The organism is Fuscovulum sp. (assembly GCA_035192965.1).
Classification (GTDB): Bacteria; Pseudomonadota; Alphaproteobacteria; order Rhodobacterales; family Rhodobacteraceae; genus Paragemmobacter.
In genome coordinates this window covers 1,218,964-1,242,869 of sequence record CP136571.1, presented here as the reverse complement: position 1 = coordinate 1,242,869, position 23,906 = coordinate 1,218,964, and the positions used below count along the sequence as shown (strand labels likewise).

The following is a 23,906-nucleotide window of genomic DNA, read 5'->3' as shown; positions in this document are numbered from 1 at the left end:
GAAAGCGGCGCGGAGGAACCGAAGATGACCGATGTTATGGTGCCCGCCCTTGGCGAAAGCGTGTCCGAAGCAACCGTTTCGACCTGGTTCAAGAAGCCGGGCGATTTCGTGAAGCAGGACGAAATGCTCTGTGAACTGGAAACTGACAAGGTGTCGGTCGAAGTGCCCGCCCCCGTGTCGGGCGTGCTGTCCGAAATCCTCGCCCCCGAAGGTGCGACCGTGGCCGCAAATGCCCGCCTCGCCATCATGACCGAAGGCGCCGCCGCACCCGCACCCAAGGCGCCGGAACCCGTCGCCGCCGCGGCCCCCGCTCCCACCCCGGCCGCCGCCGAAAAGGATGTCGAAGACGCCCCTGCCGCGAAAAAGGCCATGGCCGAGGCTGGCCTGACCCGTGATCAGGTGCAGGCCACAGGCCGCGATGGCCGCGTGATGAAGGAAGACGTCGCCCGCACCATCGCCGCCCCGGCCCCTGTCGTGGCCGCCGCCCCCGCCCCCGCCGCCATCCCCCGCGCGCCCGTCCCCGCCGACGATGCCGCCCGCGAAGAACGGGTCAAGATGACCCGCCTGCGCCAGACCATCGCCCGCCGCCTGAAAGACGCGCAGAACACCGCCGCCATGCTCACGACCTATAATGAGGTCGACATGTCCGGCATCATGGAACTGCGCAACGAATACAAAGACGCGTTCGAAAAGAAGCACGGCGTCAAACTGGGCTTCATGTCCTTCTTCGTGAAGGCCTGCACCCATGCCCTGAAAGAGGTGCCCGAGGTCAACTCTGAAATCGACGGCACCGATATCGTCTACAAGAACTACGTCCACATGGGCGTGGCCGTCGGCACCCCGTCCGGCCTCGTCGTCCCCGTAGTCCGCGACGCCGACCAGATGGGTTTCGCCCAGATCGAAAAGAAAATCTCCGAGCTTGGCCTGCGCGCCCGCGATGGCAAACTGTCCATGGCCGAAATGCAGGGCGGCAGCTTCACCATCTCCAACGGCGGCGTCTACGGCTCGCTCATGTCCTCGCCCATCCTGAACCCGCCGCAATCCGGCATCCTCGGGATGCACAAGATCCAGGACCGCCCCGTCGTGGTGAACGGCCAGATCGTCATCCGCCCGATGATGTACCTCGCCCTCTCCTACGACCACCGCGTCGTGGATGGCAAAGGCGCGGTGACCTTCCTCGTCCGCGTGAAAGAAGCGCTGGAAGACCCGCGCCGGTTGCTGATGGATCTGTGAGGTTGGAAGTTAAGCGGCAAAATACACGTCTTGAGGCGGAGGGCGCGGAATTCCTTGTCTGCGCCCATCTGCTGATCGAAGGAATTCCCGCTTACAAAACTTACACTCAAATGCCGGGATACGATCTCATCGCTGTAAATCCAGAAGCGGGAAGGTCAGCCAGGATTCAAGTTAAGAGCCGCTGGGCGTCAGACTCTGACCACGGCTTTCCCCTGAAGAACCTTGACGCAGATTTTGTGGTGTTCGTGCTTTTGAACCGGGGAAACCGATACCGGACGAAAGAGATCGTAAAGCAAGCACCTGAAATGTTTGTCTTTCCGATGGGTGCGGTCGCAGCTGTTCGGCGGGACGATGGATGGAAGAAGGTCATGACTAAGAAGATCCCAGATCGGGACTCCTACCGCGAAAACTGGGAAATCATCCGAAACTTTTTGGCGCAAGACCGGACTTTAGCTCCATGACCCCCGAACTCACCGCCCTTGCCCTCGCAGGCCTGCTCCAGATGGTGCAGTTCGTCCTCTTCGCCGTGCCCGCCAACATGGAGCTTGGCGTGGGCTACACCTCCAGCGCCCGCGACCGCCCGCCCTCGCGGCCCATGTCACCGCTGACAGGTCGCCTGCAACGCGCGATGAACAACCACTTCGAAGGGCTGATCCTCTTTACCCTCGCCGTCGTGGTCGTCACGCTCGGCAATCAGTCCACCGCCCTCACCCAAGCCTGCGCCTTTGCCTATCTTGGCGCACGCATCCTCTACATCCCGGCCTATGCCCTTGGCTGGCGTCCGTGGCGGTCGGCCATCTGGTTTGTGGGCTTCGCGGCCACGCTGACCATGTTGATTGCCGCCCTGATCTGACACATTCGTATGCACAGCCGTCTGCACAATCTGCTGCACCACAAGCTGCACGCCGCAAACGGCACCGAACAGAAGGAAACGACCCATGGCAGAGTTTGACGCAATCATCATCGGCGGCGGCCCCGGCGGCTATGTCTGCGCCATCCGCTGCGCGCAACTGGGGCTCAAGGTCGCCGTGGTCGAAGGGCGCGAAACGCTGGGCGGCACCTGCCTGAACGTGGGCTGCATCCCCTCAAAGGCGCTGCTCAACGCGACCCATCACCTGCACGAAGCCCATGAAAACTTTGAAAAAATGGGCCTGATGGGCGCGGCACCCACCGTCGATTGGGCCAAGATGCTGGGCTACAAGGATGATGTGATCGGCCAGAACACCAAGGGCATCGAGTTTCTGTTCAAGAAGAACAAGGTCACCTGGATCAAGGGCTGGGCCAGCATCCCCGCCCCCGGTCAGGTCAAGGTGGGCGATGAGGTGCACACCGCGAAAAACATCGTGATTGCAACGGGTTCCGAATCCTCCCCCCTGAACGGCGTGACCATTGATGAGGAGGTGGTCGTCACCTCCACCGGCGCGCTGACCCTCAAGGCGATCCCGAAAAAGCTGGTGGTGATCGGCGCAGGCGTGATCGGTCTGGAAATGGGATCGGTCTATGCACGCCTCGGCGCTGAGGTCACGGTGATCGAATACCTCGACGCCATCACCCCCGGCATGGATGCCGAAGTCGCCAAATCCTTCCAGCGCATCCTGCAAAAACAGGGCCTGAAATTCATCCTCGGCGCCGCCGTGCAGGGCGTGGACAAGGGCCAGACCGGCGCCACCGTCCGCTACAAACTCCGCAAGGATGACTCCGACGCCACGCTGGAGGCCGACACCGTCCTCGTCGCCACCGGTCGTCGCCCCTATGTGGCGGGCCTCGGCCTCGATACCCTCGGGGTCGAGATGCTGCCGCGCGGCCAGGTCAAGACCGACGCGCATTTCGCCACCAATATCAAGGGCCTATACGCCATCGGCGATGCCATCATCGGCCCCATGCTGGCGCATAAGGCCGAAGATGAAGGCATGGCACTGGCAGAAATCCTGGCCGGAAAATCGGGCCATGTGAATTACAATGTCATCCCCGGCGTAATCTACACCACCCCCGAAGTCGCCTCTGTCGGCCAGACCGAAGAACAGCTCAAAGCCGAAGGCCGCGCCTACAAGGTCGGCAAGTTCTCCTTCATGGGCAATGGCCGCGCCAAGGCCGTTTTTCAGGGGGACGGTTTCGTCAAGATCCTCGCAGACAAGGCCACCGACCGCATTCTCGGCGCGCATATCATCGGGCCGATGGCAGGTGACCTGATTCATGAAATTTGTGTTGCGATGGAGTTCGGTGCCTCGGCCCAGGACCTCGCCCTCACCTGCCACGCCCACCCGACCTATAGCGAAGCCGTGCGCGAGGCTGCCTTGGCCTGCGGCGACGGAGCGATCCACGCCTAGGTAAGCCCGGCCAAGCCCTTTCATCTTGGCCCAAATACCCATGCCCCGGCGGCCACCCAAGCCACCGCCGGGGCATCGGGCGCGCTGGGGACAGCCGTCCCCGCCAACCCTTACCGCAGCGACCGCCGCCGCAGCGCATCGCCCAGCGCGGCCAGAACACAGCCCGCCGCCAACACGGCACAGGCCGCAAAACCGAGCCGCGCCTCAACCGCCCCGAAGACCGGCGTCGCCACGAACATCGCCAGATAGGTCACGCCCGAATTCAACCCCAGCACCGCCCCCCGCCGTGCCGCGTCCAGCCCCGCCAAGCGCCCCACGATCAGGTTCAGGCCCAGATGGTTGATCATGCCCCAAGGCAGGCAAGCCGCTACCAGCCCCCAGGCCGACCCTGCCACCGCCGCGATGCAGAGGTAAAGCACCACCAGCGCCCCGAACACCCAAGGCGCCACCACCCGCGCGCCAAAGCGGTCGATCCACGGATCCCCAAGCGCCGCCGCGCCGAACCCGATGCCGTAGACCAGAGGCACTGCGCCCACCATCCAGACCGGCCAGCCCAGCCCCGCCTGCAAATGCGGCGCGACATAAGCATAAAGCCCATAGAACGCCGCCATATAGCCCCCAGCCACCAGCAGCGCCGGCCCGATCCCCGGCACCCTCAAGGCGGACCACGGACTCCCCCCCTGCGCCGCGCGCACGGCCCCCATCCGGGGTGACAGGAGCAGTGCCAGCAACACCGCCAGCCCAGCCACCGCCAACGCCCCATGCACCGCCCGCCAGCCCGCCACGTCGGCAATCAACGCGGCGGCTGACGCCCCAAAGACCAGCGACAGCGTCCACCCCATCAGCACCCGGCCCAGATAGGTGCTCTCGCGCCCCTTGGGCGCAATCTCGGCTGCCAGCCCATAAGTCGCAGGCAAAGCGACGCCCGACCCGATCCCCGCCACCGCCTGCGCCAGCCACAACACCCCCAGCGATGGCGCCAGCGCCGTGCCTGCCATGCCCAACACCAGCACCACCAACGCCAGCCCCAGCGCGCGGGACAACCCGATCCTGTCCGCCCAGGGCGCAACCCCCACCGCAGCCACCGCCGTCCCGGCCCCGAACAGCGATGCCGCGATCAGGACCTCCCGCGCGCTCGCGCCACCAAACCCCCGCCCCACCTCGAGCGCGATGGGCGACAGCGCCAGCGAGTTTGACCCCACCAACGCCACAGCCGCTGTCAGCAGCACCAAAGGGGACAGTCGGATCAAGCGATCACCCGGCCAGATGCCGCAGGCCCTGCGTCACATCCGTGCGCACCGCCAGCCGCAGCCCCGGCTCATCCCCCGCCTTCAGTGCGGCAAGGATCATGCGGTGGTGCTGTGGCGGCTCTTTCCGGCGCAGCTTGGAATAAAGCGCACGCATTGTGGGGCCCAATTGCAGCCAGACAGTTTCACAGATGGCCAGCATCGCCGGGGCCTGCGCGCGCAAATACAGCGTGCGGTGAAATTCCAGATTGGTCCGCACATAGGCCACTGCGTCCTGCTTCACCACGGCCTCGGCGTTCAGCGCATTGATCGCTGCCAACCGCTCGATCAATGCGAAATGCGCCCGTGGCAGCGCCCGCGCTGCCATCTCGGGCTCCAGCATGGCCCGGATCGCCGCCAATTCCTCGATCCGCTCCGGCGTCAACTCGGGTGTGGAAATCCGGCCGGACGAGGACAGCGTCAGCGCGCCCTCCGCCACCAGCCGCCGCACCGCCTCACGCGCAGGGGTCATGCTCACGCCGAACTGCTTTCCAAGGCCGCGCAGCGTCATGGCCTGACCGGGCGGCAATTCGCCATGCATCACCTGCTGACGCAGGCTGCGGTACAATCGCTCATGCGCGGCGGCGTTTGGGTCGGTCTGGCGCGGGGTAATCGGCATGGGTCGCAGCCAAGCACCGCTGACAGGGGAAAATCAATCCCCGAAACGGTATTGGTGCAATGCCTGTCCCTCGGCATGCAGCCATTTGCGCTGCTCCTGCCAACCGGGATAAAGCCGGTCCACCACCGCCCAATAGGCGGCAGAGTGGTTCATCTCCTGCATATGCGCCACCTCATGCGCGGCCACATAGTCCAACACCGATGCCGGCGCCATGATCAGCCGCCAGGAATACATCAGCGCCCCGTCTTGCGCGCAGGATCCCCAGCGTGACCGCGTATCGCGCAAAGTCACCCGCACCACCTGCCGCCCGATCATCGCGGCATAGCGGTCCGATGCGGCCACCAGCCGCTCCCGCGCCAATGCGCGCAGAAAGGCCCCCGCCCGTGTGCCCGCCTGCGCCGGGTCGCCGGGGATCAGCAGCGAATCGCCCTCCACCCGCACGGCACGGCCCGCCCCCGGTGCCAGCTGCAGCAGCCGCCCCTCAACCGGCAGCACTGACCCGATTCCCACCCCCGCCCGCTGCGGCATGTCGGCCAGCGTTTCGCGGATCCACCCCTCCTGCGCGCGCGCAAAGGCCATCGCCTCCGCCTCTCGCGCAAGGGCGGGCAGCGACAGCGTCACCCGCCCGTCAAGCCGCGACACACGCAGCGAAAACCGCCGCGCGCGGGCCGATCGCTTCAGCACGATCTCGACCGGGGGGGAACCGGGAAGCAGGGGCATTGAACATCCTCTTGAATTCCACGCACAGGATAGCCACTTGCACCCCACAGGCAACAGGGCCAACCCGCCGCGAAAGCCTTTGACACCCGCCTTGCCTTGTGGCAAGCGACCACGACTCTGGACATTCCAGCCCATCGACAGCCAGCCTGAACAAGGGGACCACCATGCCCAATCCTGAATGGGGCACGAAGCGCATTTGCCCGACCACCGGCAAGCGCTTTTACGACCTGAACCGTTCGCCCATCGTTTCGCCCTATACGGGCGAAGTCGTCGATATCGAATCCGCCCGCCGCAAGATGGCTGCCGCCGTCATCAGCCGCGCCGTTCCGGAAAAAGACGATGACGTTCTCGTCGACGATCTGGAAGCCGATGACGAACTGCTGGAAACGGGCGTCGCCGACGATACCGAGCTGGATGATGATCTGCTCGAAGACGATGCCGATGACAACGTTTCGCTCGACGATCTGGCCGATGTGGCCGGCGACGAGGAAGAGGTATAAGGCCACGCTGTCGGCCGTTGCAGGGCGCGGAAATCGGGTGCTTTTTTCACTTGCACCCCACCGCGCCCTCTACTAGACAGCGCCCAACGAAGCGGCAACGCTTCGCCCATCGAAGCCGCAACGCTTCGACCTCCGGTGGGGTCATAGCTCAGATGGGAGAGCGCTTGAATGGCATTCAAGAGGTCGGGAGTTCGATCCTCCCTGGCTCCACCAACATCCTTCCAATTCGATTGACGATCACCGGCGGGCGCCGCTGGCTAACCCAAACTGCGGGAAGAAACGCCCCCACTCTGGCGTCTGAAATCACCCAGTTCCAGCGAACCCGTCGCCTTCGGCGAAGCGTAGGAACAGACCGGGTTCGAGTATCCAGGCACGATCACCAAAAACAAACACCCGCCAATGGCGGGTGCTGCTGTCGTGCGGGTCTGCTGAAATTCAGAAGCTGCGGCCAAGCGCCAAGAACACCAGCGGCGACGAGGCCCGCCCGCCCGCATCATCGCGCTCACGGAAACTTGCGCCGACGTCGAGGCTGGTTTCCTCGGTCAAGGCATAGCTGTAGGTCGCGCCCAACTCGGTTTCCGTAATCTGCTCTGACGGCGCGTCGCTCTGCGCCCAGGACAGGCTCACCGCTATGGCCGAAGCGTCGTTGATGGCCTGTGTCCAGCCGATCTCGATATCCGTTTCGTCCGTCCGCTCGCCCACGCCGGAATCGAAGGTCTGCGCGATGGTCACGCCCAGGCTCAGCGCGCCGACGGGCAGATCCTGGGTGTAATCAAACTCAAGCGATGTGCTGTCTTCGATGTCGCCTTCTTCGCGCGTCAGGAAGACCGCGGCAAAGCCATCAATCATGTCATACTCGACGCCGGCACGGATGATGAACGTATCAGCTACAACGCCGGCGGCATCATCTTCCCGTGTGACGCCCAAGCTGAACACACCATCCATAACTTCGGAAAAGCGAAGCCGAGTACCGGCCGTCAGCCCATAGGTATCGCTTTCAATCAGCGTCGGGTCGATTGTATCCTCGTATTCGGTGGCATCGAATGTCGCCTCGACGAAGATGCTGGCAGGCGAATTCCGCAACGCCTCATAGCGCAGAATCACGCCGTAATCGATTTCCGTCCCGGTGGCGTCTGCAACGGTCAGATCATCGGCCAGCGCGCTTACATCATCGCTGACATAGCGCAGCGCGACCGAAAACAGCGCGTCAGGCACTTCGCGGACATATAGGAAACCCACCTCGGGGCGGCCGAAATCCACTTCCGTTCCGGCCGTATCGGGCGAGTTTTCGATCACCAGCGCGCCAGAGGCGGTAAAGGCCAGCCGATCCAGCGGTGTTTCACTGAACAGACCATAGCTCAGCACCGTCGCGGCGACGCTGCTCGATCCTTCTGCCGGGGTCGCCAGATCGAGGTTGCGCCCGAATTCAAAGCGCTGCTCGACATCAAAGGTCTGGCGCACGCCACCCACGTCCTGCGCAGCGACGCCCGTCGCGGCAGTTCCTGCCGCAAGGGCAAGGCATGCACCCCGGATCAACCCCATATCCCGCATCCCCGCGCTTATTCGAACAGTTTGCGCTGCGGAATGACGATCACATCGCCATCAACAACGCGGGTCGTGCCCACGTTCGACACGCCACGTTCGATCGCATCGTAATCAACACGGTAGATCTTTTCATTTCCGGCCTTGTCGACACGGCGCAGTTGCACCCGCTTGTCTGCCGCGAACGGTGACAGGCCGCCTGCAGCGCTCAGCGCCTGCAGCAGAGTCGATCCCGGCGGGATCTGCACGCGACCCGGTGCATTGGCAGCGCCGATGACAAAGATATCGATGGTGCGTTCGGGCCGGTCGATGATCGGCGCAAGCGAGGACAGCGTGACGAACACCGTCGGCGGCGTTGCAAAACTGGGTGCAAGGCGTTGCGCAACATCTATCTGCAACTGCTCCAGCGTGCGGCCTGCGGCGCGAACGGTGCCAACTTGCGGCACGGTGATCTGCCCATCCGGCAGCACCAGTGTCGATCGGCTCAGGGTGGAATCCTCAAGCACTTCAATCTGAACGGTATCCCCGCGCTGCAGGCGATAATCCTGGGCGGCGGCATCCACAGCAAGAAATGGCAGTGCCATCAGCGCCGCCAGCATCATTTGCACAAATTTCATCATTCTTCCCTCTTCCTTTCCGCGGGCGCAGCCAGATTGCCTGTGTTGCGACCGTGGACGCGGATCCTACCGGTTCTCTACAGACGCAATAGCCGTTCCCCGGGCACCGCGACAGCGTTTTTAACATTATCTAATAGCATGACACGCTTGCAAAGCCTCAAAAGTGACCAATTTGCCCGCTTTTGCGTGGTTTGCCCGCAGCGCGCGGCACAGGAAGCCTGCGCTTCGGTGACGCAACCCACCCCGATCGGCCCGGCATGGCTTGCCGCTGGGGGGACAGAGGGAATAAACTATGGTTCTGGAAACAGGCTGTCGCCAAAATACACACTGGCGTTTGCCTCTTTTTCCTGTCTGAAGGTGGTCATTATTCCGCCATAGAAGCTAGGCATTTCCTCCCTCCGGCGGCGAATGCCCTGTATTGTATCAGTTTTCCGTAAGTAACCAGTGTTTCAGGTGCTGCCGTCCGAAATCGGAAGGCACTGTTTTGAGCGATCAGAAGGTTAACATGGATACGGATGACACCCACATCGCCATCGTGGGGATGGCCGCGCATTTGCCGGGGGCGCCGGATGTCGGCAGCTACTGGACCAATCTGCGCGAAGGCCGTTCCGCTGTCCGCCGACTCACGGAAGAGGAACTGATCGCTGCGGGCGAAAGCCCAGCGATGCTCAAGAATCCCGCTTATGTTCCCTTTGCGGCCCCGCTGGACGGGTTCGACCGGTTCGATGCCGAATTCTTCGGCTTTTCACCGAAAGAGGCCGCGATCCTTGATCCGCAGCATCGGCACTTCCTCGAAGTGGCGTGGGAAGCGCTCGAAACCGCAGGTCACCCGCCCGAATCCTTCAAGGGGCGCATCGGCGTCTTCGCTGGCTGCGGCATGGGCAGCTATTTCTATTTCAACCTCTGCAGCAACCGCGCGCTGGTCGACAGCACCGGCATGTTCCTGCTGCGCCATACCGGGAACGACAAGGATTTCCTGTCCACCCGCGTCAGCCATATCTTCGATCTGAAGGGGCCGTCGCTTTCGGTCCAGACCGCCTGTTCCACCTCGCTCGTTGCGGTCCACTATGCGGTGCAGGCGTTGCTCAACGGCGAATGCGACATGGCGCTTGCGGGCGGCGTGACCATCGAACTGCCGCAGAACCGGGGCTATATCTACAAAGAGGGCGAGGTGCTTTCGCCCGATGGCGTCTGCCATGCCTTCGATCATCGCGGGCAGGGCACGGTCTTTGGTTCGGGCGCTGGCACCGTCGTGCTGCGCCGCCTGTCGGATGCCATTGCAGACGGCGATCATATCTGGGCCGTGATCCGGGGCAGCGCGGTGAACAACGACGGCGCGGCCAAGGCAGGCTACCTTGCGCCTTCTGTCGAAGGCCAGGCCGCCTGCATTGCCGAAGCGATGCAGGTTGCGGGCGTTCCCGCCGACAGCGTTGACTATATCGAATGCCACGGCACCGGCACCTATCTGGGCGACCCGATCGAAGTTGCCGCCCTGACCGAAGCCTTCCGCCGCACCACATCCGACACGGGCTTTGCCCGCATCGGCAGCGTGAAAACCAATATCGGCCATCTCGACACCGCCGCAGGCGTGGCCAGCCTGATCAAGGCCGCGCTTTCGCTGCACCATCGCCAGATGCCGCCCAGCCTGAACTTCGAATCCCCCAATCCGGCGATTGATTTCGACAACAGCCCCTTCCGCGTGAACGACCGTCTGACCGACTGGCCCCGCCGCAAGGGGCCGCGCCGGGCGGGCATCAACTCGCTGGGCGTGGGCGGCACGAATGCCCATGTCGTGCTGGAGGAAGCACCCGAACTGGCCGTCTCTGAAGGCAGCGACTGGCCCTTCCAGCTCATTACCCTGTCCGCCCGCAGCCAGACCGCGCTGAACGAGGCGTCACAGCGTCTTGCCGCCCATCTGCGCGCGCATCCCGAACAGCCGCTTGCCGATGTGGCCCATACGCTCAAGGAAGGCCGCCGCGCCTTTGAACACCGCCGCGTGCTGGTAGCAGCCAGCCACGAAGAAGCGGCCCGGATGCTCGAGGCCGCCGATCCCCGCCGCGTCTTTACCCAGCGCCGCGTGGGCGATACGCCCGATGTGGTCTTCATGTTCCCCGGCGGCGGCGCGCAATACCCCAATATGGCGCGCGACCTCTATGAAACCGAACCGGTTTTTGCCGAATGGATGGACCGTGGCCTTGCCATTCTGGGCAAGCTGACGACCGAGGATATCCGCGCTCTGTGGCTGCCCGAACCGGGGGCCGAGGCACAGGCCGGCGAAACCCTGCGCCGCCCTTCGCTGCAATTGCCGCTGATCCTGATCGTTGAAATCGCACTGGCGCGGCTGTGGGAAAGCTGGGGCGTGCGCCCCGCCGCCCTGATCGGCCATTCCATGGGCGAGAATGCCGCCGCCTGCATCGCGGGGGTCATGACGCTGGAAGGTGTGATCGGCCTTGTCCACCTGCGCGGCAAACTGTTCGACACTGTCCCCGCTGGCGGGATGCTGTCGGTGCCGCTGTCGGAATCCGCGCTCGCCCCCTATCTTGGTGATCTCGACATCGCCTCGGTCAATGCGCCCGAACTGACGGTCGTGTCCGGCTCGGATGCCGGTCTGCAATCGCTGGCCGAACGCCTGCGCGCCGACGGGGTAGAGACCACCCGCATCGCCATCAACATCGCGGCCCATAGCCGGATGCTGGAACCGATCCTCGCCGATTTCCGGGCGCATCTGGCAGGCATGACCCTGTCACCCCCACAGATCCCGATCATCTCCAACCGCACCGGCCAGCCGCTCACGGCGGAACAGGCAACCAGCCCGGATTACTGGGTCGCTCACCTTCGCGGCACCGTCCGTTTTGCCGATGGCATCGCGAAACTGCGCGAAAAGGCCGACCGCGTGTATCTTGAGGTCGGCCCCGGCCGCGCGCTTGCCACGCTGGCACAGGCCAATGGCGCGATGGGCGGCCAGCCCGTCCCCGCCAGCCTGCGCCACCCCGATGATACCGTGTCCGATGACCGCCATTTCATCGCCACGCTGGGCCGCCTTTGGGCCTGCGGCGCGGCGACCGACTGGTCGCAACTGTGGGGCGATGCCAAACGCCGCCGCGTGCCGCTGCCGACCTATCCTTTCCAACGCTCGCGCTACTTCGTCGAACCCAGCCTTCCCGCCGCAGTGCAAGAGGCTGACATCCTGCCCACTCGCCATCGCAATCTGGTGGATTTCGGCTATCGCCTCGCCTGGCGCGCGGCCCCGTCCGACTGCCTTGTCGATGTGGAAAGCGAACTGGGCGCCCCCCTGACATGGTTGGTTTTTGCCGATGAGGCCGGGCTTGCCCGCGCCGCCGTGCAGCGCCTGCGCGCTGGCGGCCATCGCGTCATCACCGTTCATGCCGGCGATGCCTTTGCCCGCACCGGGGATGAAACCTACACCCTCGCCCCCGAACACGGACGCGAAGGGTATGAGGCCCTGATCGCCGATCTCGCCCTGCGTGATCTGACCCCCGCCCGCATCGCCCATTTCTGGCTGGTGACGGATGCGGAAACCTTCCGCCCCGGCTCCAGCTTCTTCCACCGCAATCTGGAACAGGGGTTCTGGAGCCTGTTCTTCCTTGGCCAGGCCATGGGCGAAGCGGGTCTGAAGCCCCTGCCGCATCTGACCGTCATCACGTCAGGTGCCGCGCAGGTCCGCAAGGAGGCGCTGCCCTACCCCGAAAAATCCGCCGTCTCCGGCCCCGTCCGCGTGATGCCGCGCGAATTGCCGGGTCTGACCGCTGCGTTGCTAGATGTGGCCCTGCCCGAAGCGCGCCATGCGATCCCGGCGGAAACCGTCAACCTCGTGCTCGAAGAGATGCTCGCCTCTCCGGCGAACACCGTCGCCGCCCTGCGCGGCAGCCGCCGCTTTGAAACCCGTCTCGCCCCCGCGCCCCTGCCCGAAGCGGTCGATATTCCGCAAGGTTCGGTCTGGGTCATCACGGGCGGCCTTGGCGGCATCGGTGTGACCGTGGCCGAACGGCTGATGCGCGAAAACGGGGCCAAGGTCGCCCTGATCGGCCGCAGCCTGCCCGCCGCAGGCAGCGCCCGTGCGGGCGTCCTGAAACGGCTAGAACAGCTTGGCCCGGTGCTTGCGCTGGCCGCCGATGTCTGCAACCCCGAAGACATGCGCACAGCGCTGGATCGTGTCCGGGTCGAGCTTGGCCCGATCCATGGCCTGGTCCACGCCGCGGGCATGGTCGATGACGCGCCCCTTCTGGGCAAGGATCCCGGCGCTGCAGAATCCGTCCTGTCGCCCAAGGTCCACGGCACCAAACTGCTCGACAGCCTGCTTCCCGATGGCAGCCTTGCGCATCTGGTGCTGTTCTCGTCCACCTCCACCGTGATCGCCCCTGCGGGGCAATCCGATTACGTGGCGGCCAACGAATACCTCAACGCCTTCGCGCGGCACCGCGCGGGGGGCAAGACCAAGGTCACCGCCATCGACTGGGGCATCTGGTCCGGTATCGGCATGGCCGCCGACGCCGCCGCCCGCCGTCAGGGCGATGCCGCCGCCGACGCGCCGCTTCCCGGCCTGCCGATCCTGGAACGCATGGCCCGCACGGATACCGGCGCGCGCTTCTCGACCACGCTCTCCACCGCGCAATGGGTGATGGATGACCACCGCCTGAAGGATGGCACCGCCATCCTGCCCGGCGCCGCATGGCCCGAAATCACCGCCGAGGCGCTTTCTGCCCTTGGTGCAGCGCCCGCCTTTACACTTACCGGTCTCACCGTCCTGCGGCCGATCCGGCTTGAATCTGATGCGCCCCGCGATCTGCGCGTCACACTGACCCGTCAGCGCGATGGCTCTCACCGAATCGAGGCGCGTATCCGCGAAACCGCAGGCTGGGCGCTGGCCGTAGAGGCCGAGGTTGCAACTCTGCCCGACAGCCCCGGCACGCTTGACCTTGCCCCGATCGCCGCCCGCTGTGCAAACCGGCAAAGCGCGCGCGACGGCGTTGCCCTGCCCAGCGCACAAGAAGACCGCGTGGCCTTTGGCCCGCGCTGGCAGGTGCTGCGCCATACGGCCCTTGGCGAAGCCGAGGGTCTGGCGACCCTCTCCCTTCCCGCCCATGCCGTGAAGGACGCCGAAACCTCGGCGCTCCATCCCGCGCTCTATGACATCGGCACCGGCTGGGGCCTCGCCCTGCTGCCCGAAGCGCCAGAAGGCGAAATCTGGGTTCCCGTCACCTCGGGCACGGTCCGCGTCTTCGCGCCACTGCCGTCTGAAATCCGGTCATGGGTCCGCATCAAGGGCACACCCAGCCCGGAAAACGCCAGCTTTGACGTGACCTTGACCGATCCGTCAGGGCGTATCCTGGTCGAGGTCTCCGGCATCGCCTTCCGTTCGGTCAGCGCGGCACTGGTCCTTGCACGCCCCGCCCCGGCCACCCCGGCCGAGGTCATCGCCGACGAATCCGCCGCCCGCTCTGCCTCGCCAGCCGAGGCGCGGATGATGCAGGCGCTGGAAGACGGCATCCGTCCGGCCGAAGGGGCCGAAGCCTTCATGCGCGCCCTTGCCGCGGATCAGGCACAGGTGCTGGTCTCCTCGCTTGATCTGCACGCTTTGGTGCGTCAGGCCGAGGCCAGCGAACGCCCCGCAGATGCCGAAGGCCCGGGCTTCGCCCGCCCCGATCTGGAAAGCGCCTATGTCGCCCCCAGAACCGAGGTGGAACGCACGCTCGTGGGCTTCTGGTCCGAGCTTCTGGGCGTGGCCGAAGTCGGGGTCGAGGATGACTTCTTCGCCCTCGGCGGCCATTCCCTAATTGCCGTGCGCCTCTTCGCGATGATCCGCCGCCAGTGGAAGCTCGATTTCCCGATCTCGGTCCTGTTCGAGGCACCGACGATCGCCCGTTGCGCCGCCCTGATCGCGGAACAGTTGGGCCCCGAGGATGAAAAGGCCGCCGATCCCGCCGCCAAGGCCAACCCGGCGGGGCCGAAATTCACCCATCTGGTGCCCATGCATGCCCGCGATGGCGGCCCGCGCACGCCCTTCTTCCTTGTGGCAGGGATGTTCGGCAACGTGCTGAACCTGCGCCATCTGGCCCATCTCGTGGGCAGCGACCGGCCCTTCTACGGGTTGCAGGCGCGCGGCCTGTTCGGCGACGCCGCCCCGCATGACACGCTGGAAGAGGCCGCCACCAGTTGCATCGAAGAACTGCGCCAGATCCAACCGCACGGCCCGTATCTGCTGGGCGGCTTCTCGGGTGGCGGTCTGACCGCCTGGGAAATGGGCCGCCAGTTGCGCGCAGCGGGCGAAGAGGTGGCGATCATTGTCCTTCTCGATACGCCGATGCCGGTGCCCAAACCGCTCAGCCGCGCTGATCGCGCGATGATCAAGGGCGCCGAACTGCGCAAGGGCGGCGTCCGCTTCCTTGCCGATTGGGCGCGCCGCCGCATCGAATGGGAACGTTCGCGCAAGGCCATCGCCGCGGGCGAACCTGACACGACGGTTCCGTCCTTCCACAACGCCTCGATCGAGGCCGCCTTCCGCCATGCCATCGGCGTCTACACGCTCGAGGGTTGGACCGGGGGCCGCGTCATCCTCTACCGTCCGCCGCTGGACCGGCGCTGGAAGGTGACGGGCGGCAACTGGGTGAACAGTGGCCGCGAATACGTCTTCGCCGATAATGAATGGACCCCCTACGCACCCCAGATCGAGGTGGTCGAAGTGCCGGGTGACCACGATTCCATGGTGCTTGAACCCAACGTCCGGGTGCTTGCCGCCCGGCTGCGCGCCGCGCTGGCCGAGGCCGAAGCCAGCCATCCCGTAGCACCAGAAGCCCGCAAACTTGCTGCCGAATGACAGGACACGATCAATGACCCTTTCTGCACTCCTCATCGGCAATGAAAGCCTGACCGCCGAATGTGGCAACCTCTGGCTTGACCGGGGCCACCGCATCGCCGCGGTCGTCACGCGTGAAGCGCGGGTCGCCGAATGGGCGGCGGGTCGTGGCTTGCCGGTGCTGGCCCCCGGCGCGGGCCTGCCCGCCCGCACCGCCGATCTGACGGTCGACTGGGTTCTCTCCATCGCCAATCTGTCGCTTGTTCCCGATGCCGTGCTGGCCCGCGCCACGCAAGGCGGCGTGAACTTCCACGATGGCCCGCTGCCCGGCTATGCGGGCCTGAATGCCCCGGTCTGGGCGCTTCTGGCGGGCGAGCCGCGCCACGCGATCACATGGCATCTGATGACCAGCGGCATTGATGAAGGCGAGGTGCTGGCCACCCGCGACATCGACATCGCCGCTGACGACACCGCCTTCACCCTGAACGCCCGCTGCTTTGACGCCGCCGTCGACAGCTTCCCCGAGGTGATCACCGCGCTGGCCGCAGGTGGTCACCCGCGCCGCCCGCAGGGCGCAGGCACCCGCCATGTCTATCGCCGCGCTGACCGCCCCGCCGCCGCCGCGCGGCTGGATTTCACCCAATCGGCTGATGTCGTGGCCCGCATGGTCCGCGCGCTGGATCACAGCGGTTATCGCAATCCACTCTCCCTGCCCAAGATCGACGCTGCCGGCCGCATCCTCGCTGTCACCATGGCCGAGGTTGAACCCGGTCACACCGTCCCCGGCACGGTGCTAGAGGCCACACAGGCTGGCCTCGTCGTCGCCTGCGCCAACGGCGCGGTGCGCCTTGCGGGTCTGCGCGCCATGGATGGCACCGCGATTTGCCCCAGCACGCTGGGCATCACCCATCTCGCCCCGCTCACCGCAGACGAAGCCGCCCGCCTGACCCGCGCTCTCGCCCCCGTCGCCGAGGCAGAGGTCCAGACCCGCGCCCTTCTGCTGTCTGCCGATCCCATCGCCATCGGCGCCCCGGCCACGGCGAAACATGACTGGCAGTCGCTTCCCCTTTCCGTTGCGACAGAGGCTTCGACCATCGCCCTCGCCCTTCTGCGCGCCACCGGGCGCAGCATGGGCGATGTCGCCTTCTCCACCGCCCCCTCGGCTGCGCCCGGCTATGTGCTGCCTTGGGCACCGCTGCGCCTGTCGGCCTCTGGCACCGCCGCGCAGGCCGCCGCTTCGGTCACGCGCGCGATGGACACGGCGCGCGCCGCCACGGGCATCGCCGCCGATCTCTCCTTGCGCGAACCCGGCCTTGCCAGCCTCGCCCTGCCCGCGTTTGCGCTGAGCGACAGCGACACCCCGCTCGACGGAAGCGCCGTCACCCTGACCGTCAATCAGTTCCCCCGCCTCTGGTTTGACGCCACTCGCCTGCCGCAGGCCGATGCGCAGGCGCTGGCCGACCGCATCACCCGCCTTGTCGCGGCCATCGCCGCGGCGGGTCCGGATGCCGACCTCAGCACCCTAAGCGCACTGACCAGCGATGAGACCGCCCGCCTGTCCGGCGCGCTGGCCGCCACCGCGCGCGATTATGACCGGTCGCTCACAATCCCCGCCGCGATGCTGCGCACCGCCACGGCAAAGCCCGACCACACCGCCGTCATCGCAGGCACCACCCGCCTCAGCTATGCCGATCTGGCAAAGCGCGCCGCCCGTATCGCCAACGTCCTGCGCAGCATGGGCGTGGCACGCGGCACGCTGGTGGGCCTGTCGCTGCATCGCGGGGCAGACATGATCGCCGGCGCCCTTGGCATCCAGATGGCCGGTGCGGCCTATGTGCCCATGGACCCGGCCTATCCCGGCGACCGTCTGGCGCTTTATGCCGAAGATTCCGGCGCGCCCGTGATCGTCACCGAATCCTCAGTCGCCCCCTCCCTGCCCGAAGGTCCGGCCAAGCTGATCCTTGATACCGATCCGCGCCTGTCCGCGGCATCCGACACGCCCCCGGCAGATGGACCGCAGGCCGAAGACCTTGCCTATGTCATCTACACCTCCGGCTCCACCGGGCGGCCCAAGGGCGTGATGATCAGCCATCGCAACGTGATCAACTTCTTCACTGGCATGGATGATGCGGTGGGGGCTGATCCCGGAACGTGGCTGGCTGTCACTTCCATGTCATTCGACATCTCGGTACTGGAACTGTTCTGGACGCTCGCACGCGGCTTTACGGTCGTCGTGGCCGACGATGCCGCACGGCTCAGCCCGTCGGGCGCGACTGTGACCACCGTCTCCACCCGCCCCATCGAATTTTCCCTGTTCTACTGGGGCAATGATGATGGCGCTGGCCCCAAGAAATATGAACTCCTCCTTGAAGGCGCGAAATTCGCCGACACACACGGCTTTTCCGCCGTCTGGACGCCGGAACGCCACTTCCACGCCTTTGGCGGCCCCTATCCGAACCCGTCGGTCACCGGCGCGGCTGTTGCTGCGGTCACCCGCAATATCGGCGTGCGCGCGGGCAGCTGCGTCGCGCCACTGCACCATCCCGCCCGCATCGCCGAAGAATGGGCGATCATCGACAACCTGACCAATGGCCGCGCAGGCCTTGCCATCGCCTCGGGCTGGCAGCCCGATGATTTCGTCCTGCGTCCGGAAAACACGCCGCCTGCCAACCGTCAGGCGATGCTTGATACGATCACCACCCTGCGCCGCCTCTGGCGCGGTGAGGCGGTGGATTTCCCGCGCAAGGATGGCACCCCCTTTGCCGTCACCACCCAGCCCCGGCCGGTTTCCAAAGAACTGCCGATCTGGGTCACCACGGCGGGCAACCCGGAAACCTGGCGCGATGCCGGGCGGCTGGGCGCAAACGTACTGACGCACCTTCTGGGCCAGTCGGTGGCCGAGGTGGGCGAAAAGGTCAAAATCTACCGCGCCGCGCTGGCCGAGGCTGGGCATGACCCCGCCGCCTTCAAGGTGACGCTGATGCTGCACACCTATCTGGCCGCTGATCGCGAAACCGCCCGGGAAACCGCGCGCGGCCCGATGAAGGATTACCTGCGCAGTGCCGCCGCACTGATCAAGCAATACGCCTGGGCCTTCCCCGCCTTCAAGAAACCGCAGGGAATGGCCAATCCGATGGAGATCGACCTCGGCAGTCTGGATGCCGAGGAACTCGAAGGCATCCTCGACTTCGCTTTCCAGCGCTATTTCGAAGAATCCGGCCTGTTCGGCACCATCGAAGATGCAGTGACACGGGTGGAAGAGGTCAAGGCCATCGACGTCGACGAAGTCGCCTGCCTGATCGACTATGGCATCCCGTCGGCCAAGGTGCTCGCGGCACTTACTCCGTTGGCCGAAGTGCTGCGCCGCGCCAATGGCGCGGTCGAGGCGGATGGTTCACTGGCAGGCTTGATCCGCGCCCATCGTGTAACCCACCTGCAATGCACCCCGTCCATGGCGCGGATGCTGGCCGAAGATGATGGCGCACGCACCGCACTCAAGGGCATCAAACGCCTGATGGTCGGGGGCGAGGCGCTGCCCGGCAAACTCGCCTCGGACCTGTCCACCCTCATCGGTGGCCCGGTGCTGAACATGTATGGCCCCACGGAAACCACCATCTGGTCTTCGGTCGAAGCAACCACCGGGTCCGATGGCACGGTGAACATCGGCCAACCCATCGCCAACACGGCGCTCTATGTGCTGGATGAAAACCGCGCACCGGTTCCCGCAGGCAACGAAGGCGAATTGTGGATCGGCGGCGAAGGCGTGGCACCGGGTTACTTCCAGCGCGACGATCTGACCGCCGACCGCTTCCACCCCGATCCCTTCGCCGGTCACGGCCGGATGTATCGCACCGGCGATCTGGTCCGCCAGCGCGCCGATGGGCGGCTTGATTTCCTTGGCCGCGCCGATCATCAGGTCAAGATCCGTGGACATCGCATCGAACTGGGCGAAATCGAAGCCGCGCTCGACGCTGCCCCCGGCATCCGTCAGGCTGTCGTCATCCCGCGCGAAGACGTGCCGGGCAATGTCCGCCTTGTGGCCTATGTCACCCATGAAGGCCCGGTCGATGAAGCCCGACTGCGCGCCCTGCTTGGTGAAACGCTTCCCGAAATCATGGTCCCCGCCCATATCGTGGCGCTCGACGCCTTCCCCCTGACCCCGAACCGCAAGGTGGATCGCAAGGCCCTGCCCGCCCCCCAAGCGCGCCGGATCGAGGTGCCGACGACCGCTGCTGTCGCCGCCCCCACCGACAGTGTCGAAGCCGCGATTGCCGAAGTCTGGGCCAAGGTGCTCGGCATCCCCTCCGTGGGACGGTCGGACAATTTCTTCAACCTCGGCGGCCATTCCCTGCTGGCCGTTCAGGCGCATCGCGAACTCAAGACGCGGCTGAACTCCACCCGGCTTGCCATCACCGATATCTTCCGCTTCCCGGTGCTGTCCGCGCTTGCGGCCCATCTGGGGCAAGGGCAGGCTGCTGCCCCGGCACAACAGGCCGTGCAACCGATCGCTGCCAGCCCCTTCCCCGCGGGCGATGATGCGAACCGCAACGATGCCATGGCCCGCCGCCGCGCCATGCGCGAGGCGCGGGAAAAAGCCCAAACCTGACCATGCAGTCCGGTCAGGTGATCCCCCCGCTGGAAGCAGCCCTTGCCGGGCTGTTTCCGCCCGGCGTTGCCGTGGCGGCCGTGGTGATTGCCGAAAATGACGAACCCGCCCACCCGGATGAGGCCACAGCCGTGGCCCGCGCCGTGCCCTCCCGTCAGGCCGAATTTGCCGCAGGCCGCGCCGCCGCACGGCAGGCCCTGCGCGCACTTGGCCATCCTGACGTCGCCATCCCCGCCAGCCCGAACCGCCTGCCGCTCTGGCCTGCGGGCATTTCCGGCTCCATCTCGCATTCCGCAGGCATTGCCGTGGCAGCCCTGCGCCGGGGCGCGCCGCTAGGGCTGGATGTCGAACCGGATGCGGGGCTGGACCCCGATCTCTGGCCCGTAATCTGCGGCCCGGATGAACTGGCGGCCCTTCCAATCTTGGACCGGGGCCACTATGTCCGTCAGGTCTTTTCGGCCAAGGAAGCCGCCTACAAGGCACAGTTTCCGCTGACCGGCACGTTGATCGGTTTTGATGCGATGACCGTGCGGCTGACAGAGACAGGGTTCAGTGCACGGTTTTGCCGCCCGGTTGGCGGATTTGCCGCAGGGCAAGACATCCACGGCCGCCTCCTGCGGTCACAGGGCCTGATCTTCACGGGAGTATCATTATGAAACGCAAAGGTTTTTTTGCCGTCAGCGCCGCGATTGTCGCTCTGGTCGCCGGGGCTGTCTGGTGGCGTCTGGCCCCGACCCCGGTCCCTGTCTTGCCGGGCCTGACCGATCAACAGATGTCTTCGCTTTATGCCGAACCCGTGCCTGCGCCGGACAGCGCGCTGCGCGTCTATCACATCGGCCACAGCCTCGTGAACCGCGACATGCCCGCCATGCTGGCCCAGCTTGCCGGCGACGGCCACGGCTATGAAAGCCAGCTCGGCTGGGGCGCCACGCTGAAATCTCACTGGGGCGATGAACCCGTGAACGGCTTTGAACAGGAAAACGCCCATCCGCGCTACCGCGACGCGCGTGAGGCTGTTTCAAGCGGCGATTACGATGCCATCGTCTTGACTGAAATGGTCGAAATCCGCGATGCGCTGCGCTATTTTGACAGCGGCCGCTACCTCGCGCAGTTCACCGAAGCTGCCAAGGCGGCCCGCCCGGACACCCGCGTCTATCTCTATGAAACATGGCACCCTCTGGATGATCCCGAAGGCTGGCTTGAACGGCTTGATGCCGACCTGCCAATCCACTGGGAGGCCGGCATCCTGCGCCCGGCGCTCTACAACCTGCCCGAAGGCACCCGGATCCACCTGATCCCCGCCGGTCAGGCCATGGCCGCCTTGGTGCGTGAGATCGAAGACCGCGGTGGCGTCGGCAACGTGCGCGACCGCAACGATCTGTTTTCCGACCAGATCCACCTCAATGACATGGGCAACTACTTTGTCGCGCTGGTGCACTACGCCGTTCTCTACGGCTCCAGCCCCGAAGGCCTCCCGCATCAACTGCTGCGCGCCGACGGCACCCCTGCAACCGCTCCAGACCCGGAAACCGCCCGCCTGATGCAGGATGTGGCATGGCGAGTCGTCCGCAGCATCCCGGAAACGGGTGTAGGGGCGAATTCGCCATCCTGACGCGCAGTGACGCATGCCTTGCAGGCCACGGTTGTGGCCTGCCGCCGGGGCCTTGGAAAGGCCCAATAAAGGCTGCGATCTCTGCACCTTTCCGTCCGCCTGTCCCGATCAATCCCGATCATGGCCTTTCCTTTGCCAGATTGCGGGATCAAACTGCGTTAACGATTTATGGAGAGCTCCGTGATTGACGTCTTCCGCCAGGTATTCTCGCTTCTCGATGCCCGGGAACGGCTGCGCTTCCTGTTTTTGACCGTCCTGATGGTCGTCGTCGCCCTGATCGAGGTGGCAGGCGTTTCCTCGGTGCTTATCCTGCTGAACGTGCTGGCAAATCCGGAAAGCATCACGACAAATCCGTGGTTGTCCTGGGCCTATGGCCTGTTCGATTTCCAAAGCAATTTCAGCTTTCAGGTCGCCCTTGCCTTGCTGGTGACCGGGGTCGTCATCTTCGGCCTCGCGATCAAGGCCATCGGCAATTATACCATCGTCCGCTTTGGCTATATGCGCGGTGCGGCCATCGCGACCCGCCTTCTTGGCCGCTACCTCAGCCAACCCTATGCGTGGTTTCTGGAACGCAACAGCTCGGAAACAAGCAAGAACGTCCTGACCGAAGTCGACGGTCTGGTCGTGCGCGTGATCACACCGTTGCTCAGGCTCACCTCGAACATCATCCTCGTGCTGGCAACCATCGGCTTTCTCATGGTTGTGGACCCGCAGGTCACGCTTCTGTCGTCTGTCCTGTTGGGGGGCAGCTATGCGCTGATCTATCTGCGGATGCGCGGCAAGCTGCACCAAAGCGGAAAGGACATCATGACCACCCTGGAAATGCGCTACCGCATTGCCCAGGAAGCCACGGGTGGCATCAAGGATGTGAAACTGCTCAACCTTGAACCCGTCTACAGCGCCCAATTCGCCAAAGCGACGCACCTCAGCGCGCAGGCGGCAACCCGCGTGGGGATCATTTCCGAACTCCCGCGCTATTTCCTTGAGGCGATCACCTTCGGCGGCCTGCTCGCGCTGGTGCTGCTGCTCCTGTTCCGCAGCGATGGCAACATCGCGGGCATCGTTCCGACGCTGGGCATCTTTGCCTTTTCCGTCATGCGCTTGCTGCCCGCGTTGCAGCAAATCTACCATGGCCTTGCGACCATCCGCGGCGGCACGCCGGTTCTTCATTCCATCGCGGCCGATTACCACGCGGCCGGTACGGGCGGCACATCGGCCGTTCCGGCAACCCAAACCCTGCGTCTTGACGAAAAACTGGATCTGTCCAAGGTCTCGTTCAAATACGCCTCTGCCGAACGTCAGGCGCTGAACGGGCTCGACCTGACCATCCCCGCCCGGACCACCATTGGCATTGTCGGTGGCACGGGGGCTGGCAAGACCACGCTGATCGATCTGATCCTTGGGCTTCTTACCCCCGATTCCGGCGAAATCCGTGTCGATGGCACACTTGTCACACCCGATAACCTGCGGGCTTGGCAAAAGACGCTTGGCTATGTGCCGCAGTCGATCTTCCTGACCGATGACACCATCGCCGCCAACATCGCCTTTGGCGTGCCGAAAGAAGCCATTGACCGCGCCGCTCTGGAACGTGCCGCCCGCGCCGCGGCCTTGCATGATTTCGTGACCACCGAACTGGCACAGGGCTATGACACCCTTGTCGGCGAACGCGGCGTCCGCCTGTCGGGTGGCCAGCGCCAGCGGATCGGCATCGCCCGCGCGCTCTATCGCTCGCCCTCGCTGCTGATCATGGACGAAGCGACCAGCGCGCTCGACAACATCACCGAACGCGTGGTGATGGAGGCGGTCCAGAACATCCGGGCCGATACGACCATCATCCTGATCGCGCACCGGCTGACAACGGTGCGCGGCTGCGACCGCATCTTCCTGATGGAAAAAGGCGGCATCGCGGCCTCCGGCACCTATGACGAACTGGTGCAGGACAACGCAACCTTCCGCGCCATGGCCGTAGGGGCCTGACAGCCCCACTGAACGGTGCCCCGACTGGCCAACGCCAGCGGGGCCAACCCTTC

Annotated in this window: 14 protein-coding genes, 1 tRNA gene and 1 pseudogene; 11 read left to right on the top strand and 5 right to left on the bottom strand. The window is 65.1% G+C overall.

From position 1 onward, the window contains the following. The 4 genes and pseudogenes from odhB (at window position 1) to lpdA (ending at window position 3,560) form a co-directional block, all read left to right on the top strand. Window positions 1–1,233 (top strand): annotated as a pseudogene (gene odhB, locus RSE12_06100) (2-oxoglutarate dehydrogenase complex dihydrolipoyllysine-residue succinyltransferase). Window positions 1,234–1,235: 2 nt separating this feature from the next. Further along, entirely contained in the window at window positions 1,236–1,694 is a 459-nt protein-coding gene (locus RSE12_06095) for a hypothetical protein (protein WRH63904.1), read from the top strand. Beyond that, a complete protein-coding gene (locus RSE12_06090) occupies window positions 1,691–2,086 on the top strand; it encodes an MAPEG family protein (protein ID WRH63903.1) in 396 nt (131 codons plus the stop codon). Before RSE12_06095 ends, RSE12_06090 begins: the two co-directional genes overlap by 4 nt. 85 nt (window positions 2,087–2,171) lie before the next feature. Continuing rightward, window positions 2,172–3,560 carry a dihydrolipoyl dehydrogenase gene (gene lpdA, locus RSE12_06085; GenBank protein WRH63902.1) on the top strand — a complete coding sequence of 463 codons (1,389 nt, stop codon included), beginning with the start codon at window positions 2,172–2,174 and terminating at the stop codon, window positions 3,558–3,560. A 110-nt stretch (window positions 3,561–3,670) separates the two neighbouring features. On the opposite strand, the gene RSE12_06080 is transcribed toward lpdA, so the two are convergent. Genes RSE12_06080 through RSE12_06070 form a run of 3 tightly spaced genes read right to left on the bottom strand, consistent with a single transcriptional unit; the run spans window position 3,671 to window position 6,185 of the window. Beyond that, a complete protein-coding gene (locus tag RSE12_06080) occupies window positions 3,671–4,810 on the bottom strand; it encodes an MFS transporter (GenBank protein ID WRH63901.1) in 1,140 nt (379 codons plus the stop codon). A gap of 4 nt (window positions 4,811–4,814) precedes the next feature. Continuing rightward, window positions 4,815–5,465, bottom strand: a complete 651-nt coding sequence (locus RSE12_06075; GenBank protein ID WRH63900.1) for a GntR family transcriptional regulator — start codon at window positions 5,463–5,465, stop codon at window positions 4,815–4,817. 33 nt (window positions 5,466–5,498) lie between these two features. Continuing rightward, window positions 5,499–6,185: a SprT family zinc-dependent metalloprotease gene (locus RSE12_06070; protein ID WRH63899.1), complete on the bottom strand. Its 687-nt coding sequence runs from the start codon at window positions 6,183–6,185 to the stop codon at window positions 5,499–5,501. A 164-nt stretch (window positions 6,186–6,349) separates the two neighbouring features. On the opposite strand from RSE12_06070, the gene RSE12_06065 reads away from it, so the two are divergent. Continuing rightward, window positions 6,350–6,685: a TIGR02300 family protein gene (locus RSE12_06065; GenBank protein ID WRH63898.1), complete on the top strand. Its 336-nt coding sequence runs from the start codon at window positions 6,350–6,352 to the stop codon at window positions 6,683–6,685. A 137-nt stretch (window positions 6,686–6,822) separates the two neighbouring features. Continuing rightward, window positions 6,823–6,898: transfer RNA gene (locus RSE12_06060), tRNA-Ala, on the top strand. A 222-nt stretch (window positions 6,899–7,120) separates the two neighbouring features. Here RSE12_06060 and RSE12_06055 read toward each other — a convergent pair. Beyond that, a complete protein-coding gene (locus RSE12_06055) occupies window positions 7,121–8,221 on the bottom strand; it encodes a hypothetical protein (protein WRH63897.1) in 1,101 nt (366 codons plus the stop codon). Window positions 8,222–8,244: 23 nt separating this feature from the next. Continuing rightward, on the bottom strand, window positions 8,245–8,844 hold the full coding sequence (locus RSE12_06050; protein WRH63896.1) for a polysaccharide biosynthesis/export family protein: 600 nt from the start codon (window positions 8,842–8,844) through the stop codon (window positions 8,245–8,247). 505 nt (window positions 8,845–9,349) lie between these two features. On the opposite strand from RSE12_06050, the gene RSE12_06045 reads away from it, so the two are divergent. From RSE12_06045 to RSE12_06025, 5 genes are all read left to right on the top strand, one after another. Next, window positions 9,350–15,679, top strand: coding sequence for an SDR family NAD(P)-dependent oxidoreductase (locus RSE12_06045; protein ID WRH63895.1), 6,330 nt, complete (start codon window positions 9,350–9,352; stop codon window positions 15,677–15,679). Between the two features lie 13 nt (window positions 15,680–15,692). Next, complete coding sequence (locus RSE12_06040; protein ID WRH63894.1) at window positions 15,693–20,264, top strand: LLM class flavin-dependent oxidoreductase; 4,572 nt, start codon at window positions 15,693–15,695, stop codon at window positions 20,262–20,264. 2 nt (window positions 20,265–20,266) lie between these two features. Beyond that, window positions 20,267–20,920: a 4'-phosphopantetheinyl transferase superfamily protein gene (locus RSE12_06035; protein WRH63893.1), complete on the top strand. Its 654-nt coding sequence runs from the start codon at window positions 20,267–20,269 to the stop codon at window positions 20,918–20,920. Further along, on the top strand, window positions 20,917–21,876 hold the full coding sequence (locus tag RSE12_06030; GenBank protein ID WRH63892.1) for a hypothetical protein: 960 nt from the start codon (window positions 20,917–20,919) through the stop codon (window positions 21,874–21,876). The genes RSE12_06035 and RSE12_06030 overlap by 4 nt, the downstream gene beginning before the upstream one ends. A 180-nt stretch (window positions 21,877–22,056) precedes the next feature. Continuing rightward, a complete protein-coding gene (locus RSE12_06025; protein ID WRH63891.1) occupies window positions 22,057–23,853 on the top strand; it encodes an ABC transporter ATP-binding protein in 1,797 nt (598 codons plus the stop codon). Window positions 23,854–23,906 lie beyond the last annotated feature (53 nt).

Excerpts from the sequence above, each read along its gene's own strand:
- RSE12_06035 (WRH63893.1), top strand. The coding sequence starts at position 20,267 with ATGCAGTCCGGTCAGGTGATCCCCCCGCTGGAAGCAGCCCTTGCCGGG.
- RSE12_06040 (WRH63894.1), top strand. The coding sequence starts at position 15,693 with ATGACCCTTTCTGCACTCCTCATCGGCAATGAAAGCCTGACCGCCGAA.
- RSE12_06070 (WRH63899.1), bottom strand. The coding sequence starts at position 6,185 with ATGCCCCTGCTTCCCGGTTCCCCCCCGGTCGAGATCGTGCTGAAGCGA.
- lpdA (WRH63902.1), top strand. The coding sequence starts at position 2,172 with ATGGCAGAGTTTGACGCAATCATCATCGGCGGCGGCCCCGGCGGCTAT.
- RSE12_06075 (WRH63900.1), bottom strand. The coding sequence starts at position 5,465 with ATGCCGATTACCCCGCGCCAGACCGACCCAAACGCCGCCGCGCATGAG.
- RSE12_06090 (WRH63903.1), top strand. The coding sequence starts at position 1,691 with ATGACCCCCGAACTCACCGCCCTTGCCCTCGCAGGCCTGCTCCAGATG.
- RSE12_06065 (WRH63898.1), top strand. The coding sequence starts at position 6,350 with ATGCCCAATCCTGAATGGGGCACGAAGCGCATTTGCCCGACCACCGGC.
- RSE12_06050 (WRH63896.1), bottom strand. The coding sequence starts at position 8,844 with ATGAAATTTGTGCAAATGATGCTGGCGGCGCTGATGGCACTGCCATTT.
- RSE12_06030 (WRH63892.1), top strand. The coding sequence starts at position 20,917 with ATGAAACGCAAAGGTTTTTTTGCCGTCAGCGCCGCGATTGTCGCTCTG.
- RSE12_06045 (WRH63895.1), top strand. The coding sequence starts at position 9,350 with ATGGATACGGATGACACCCACATCGCCATCGTGGGGATGGCCGCGCAT.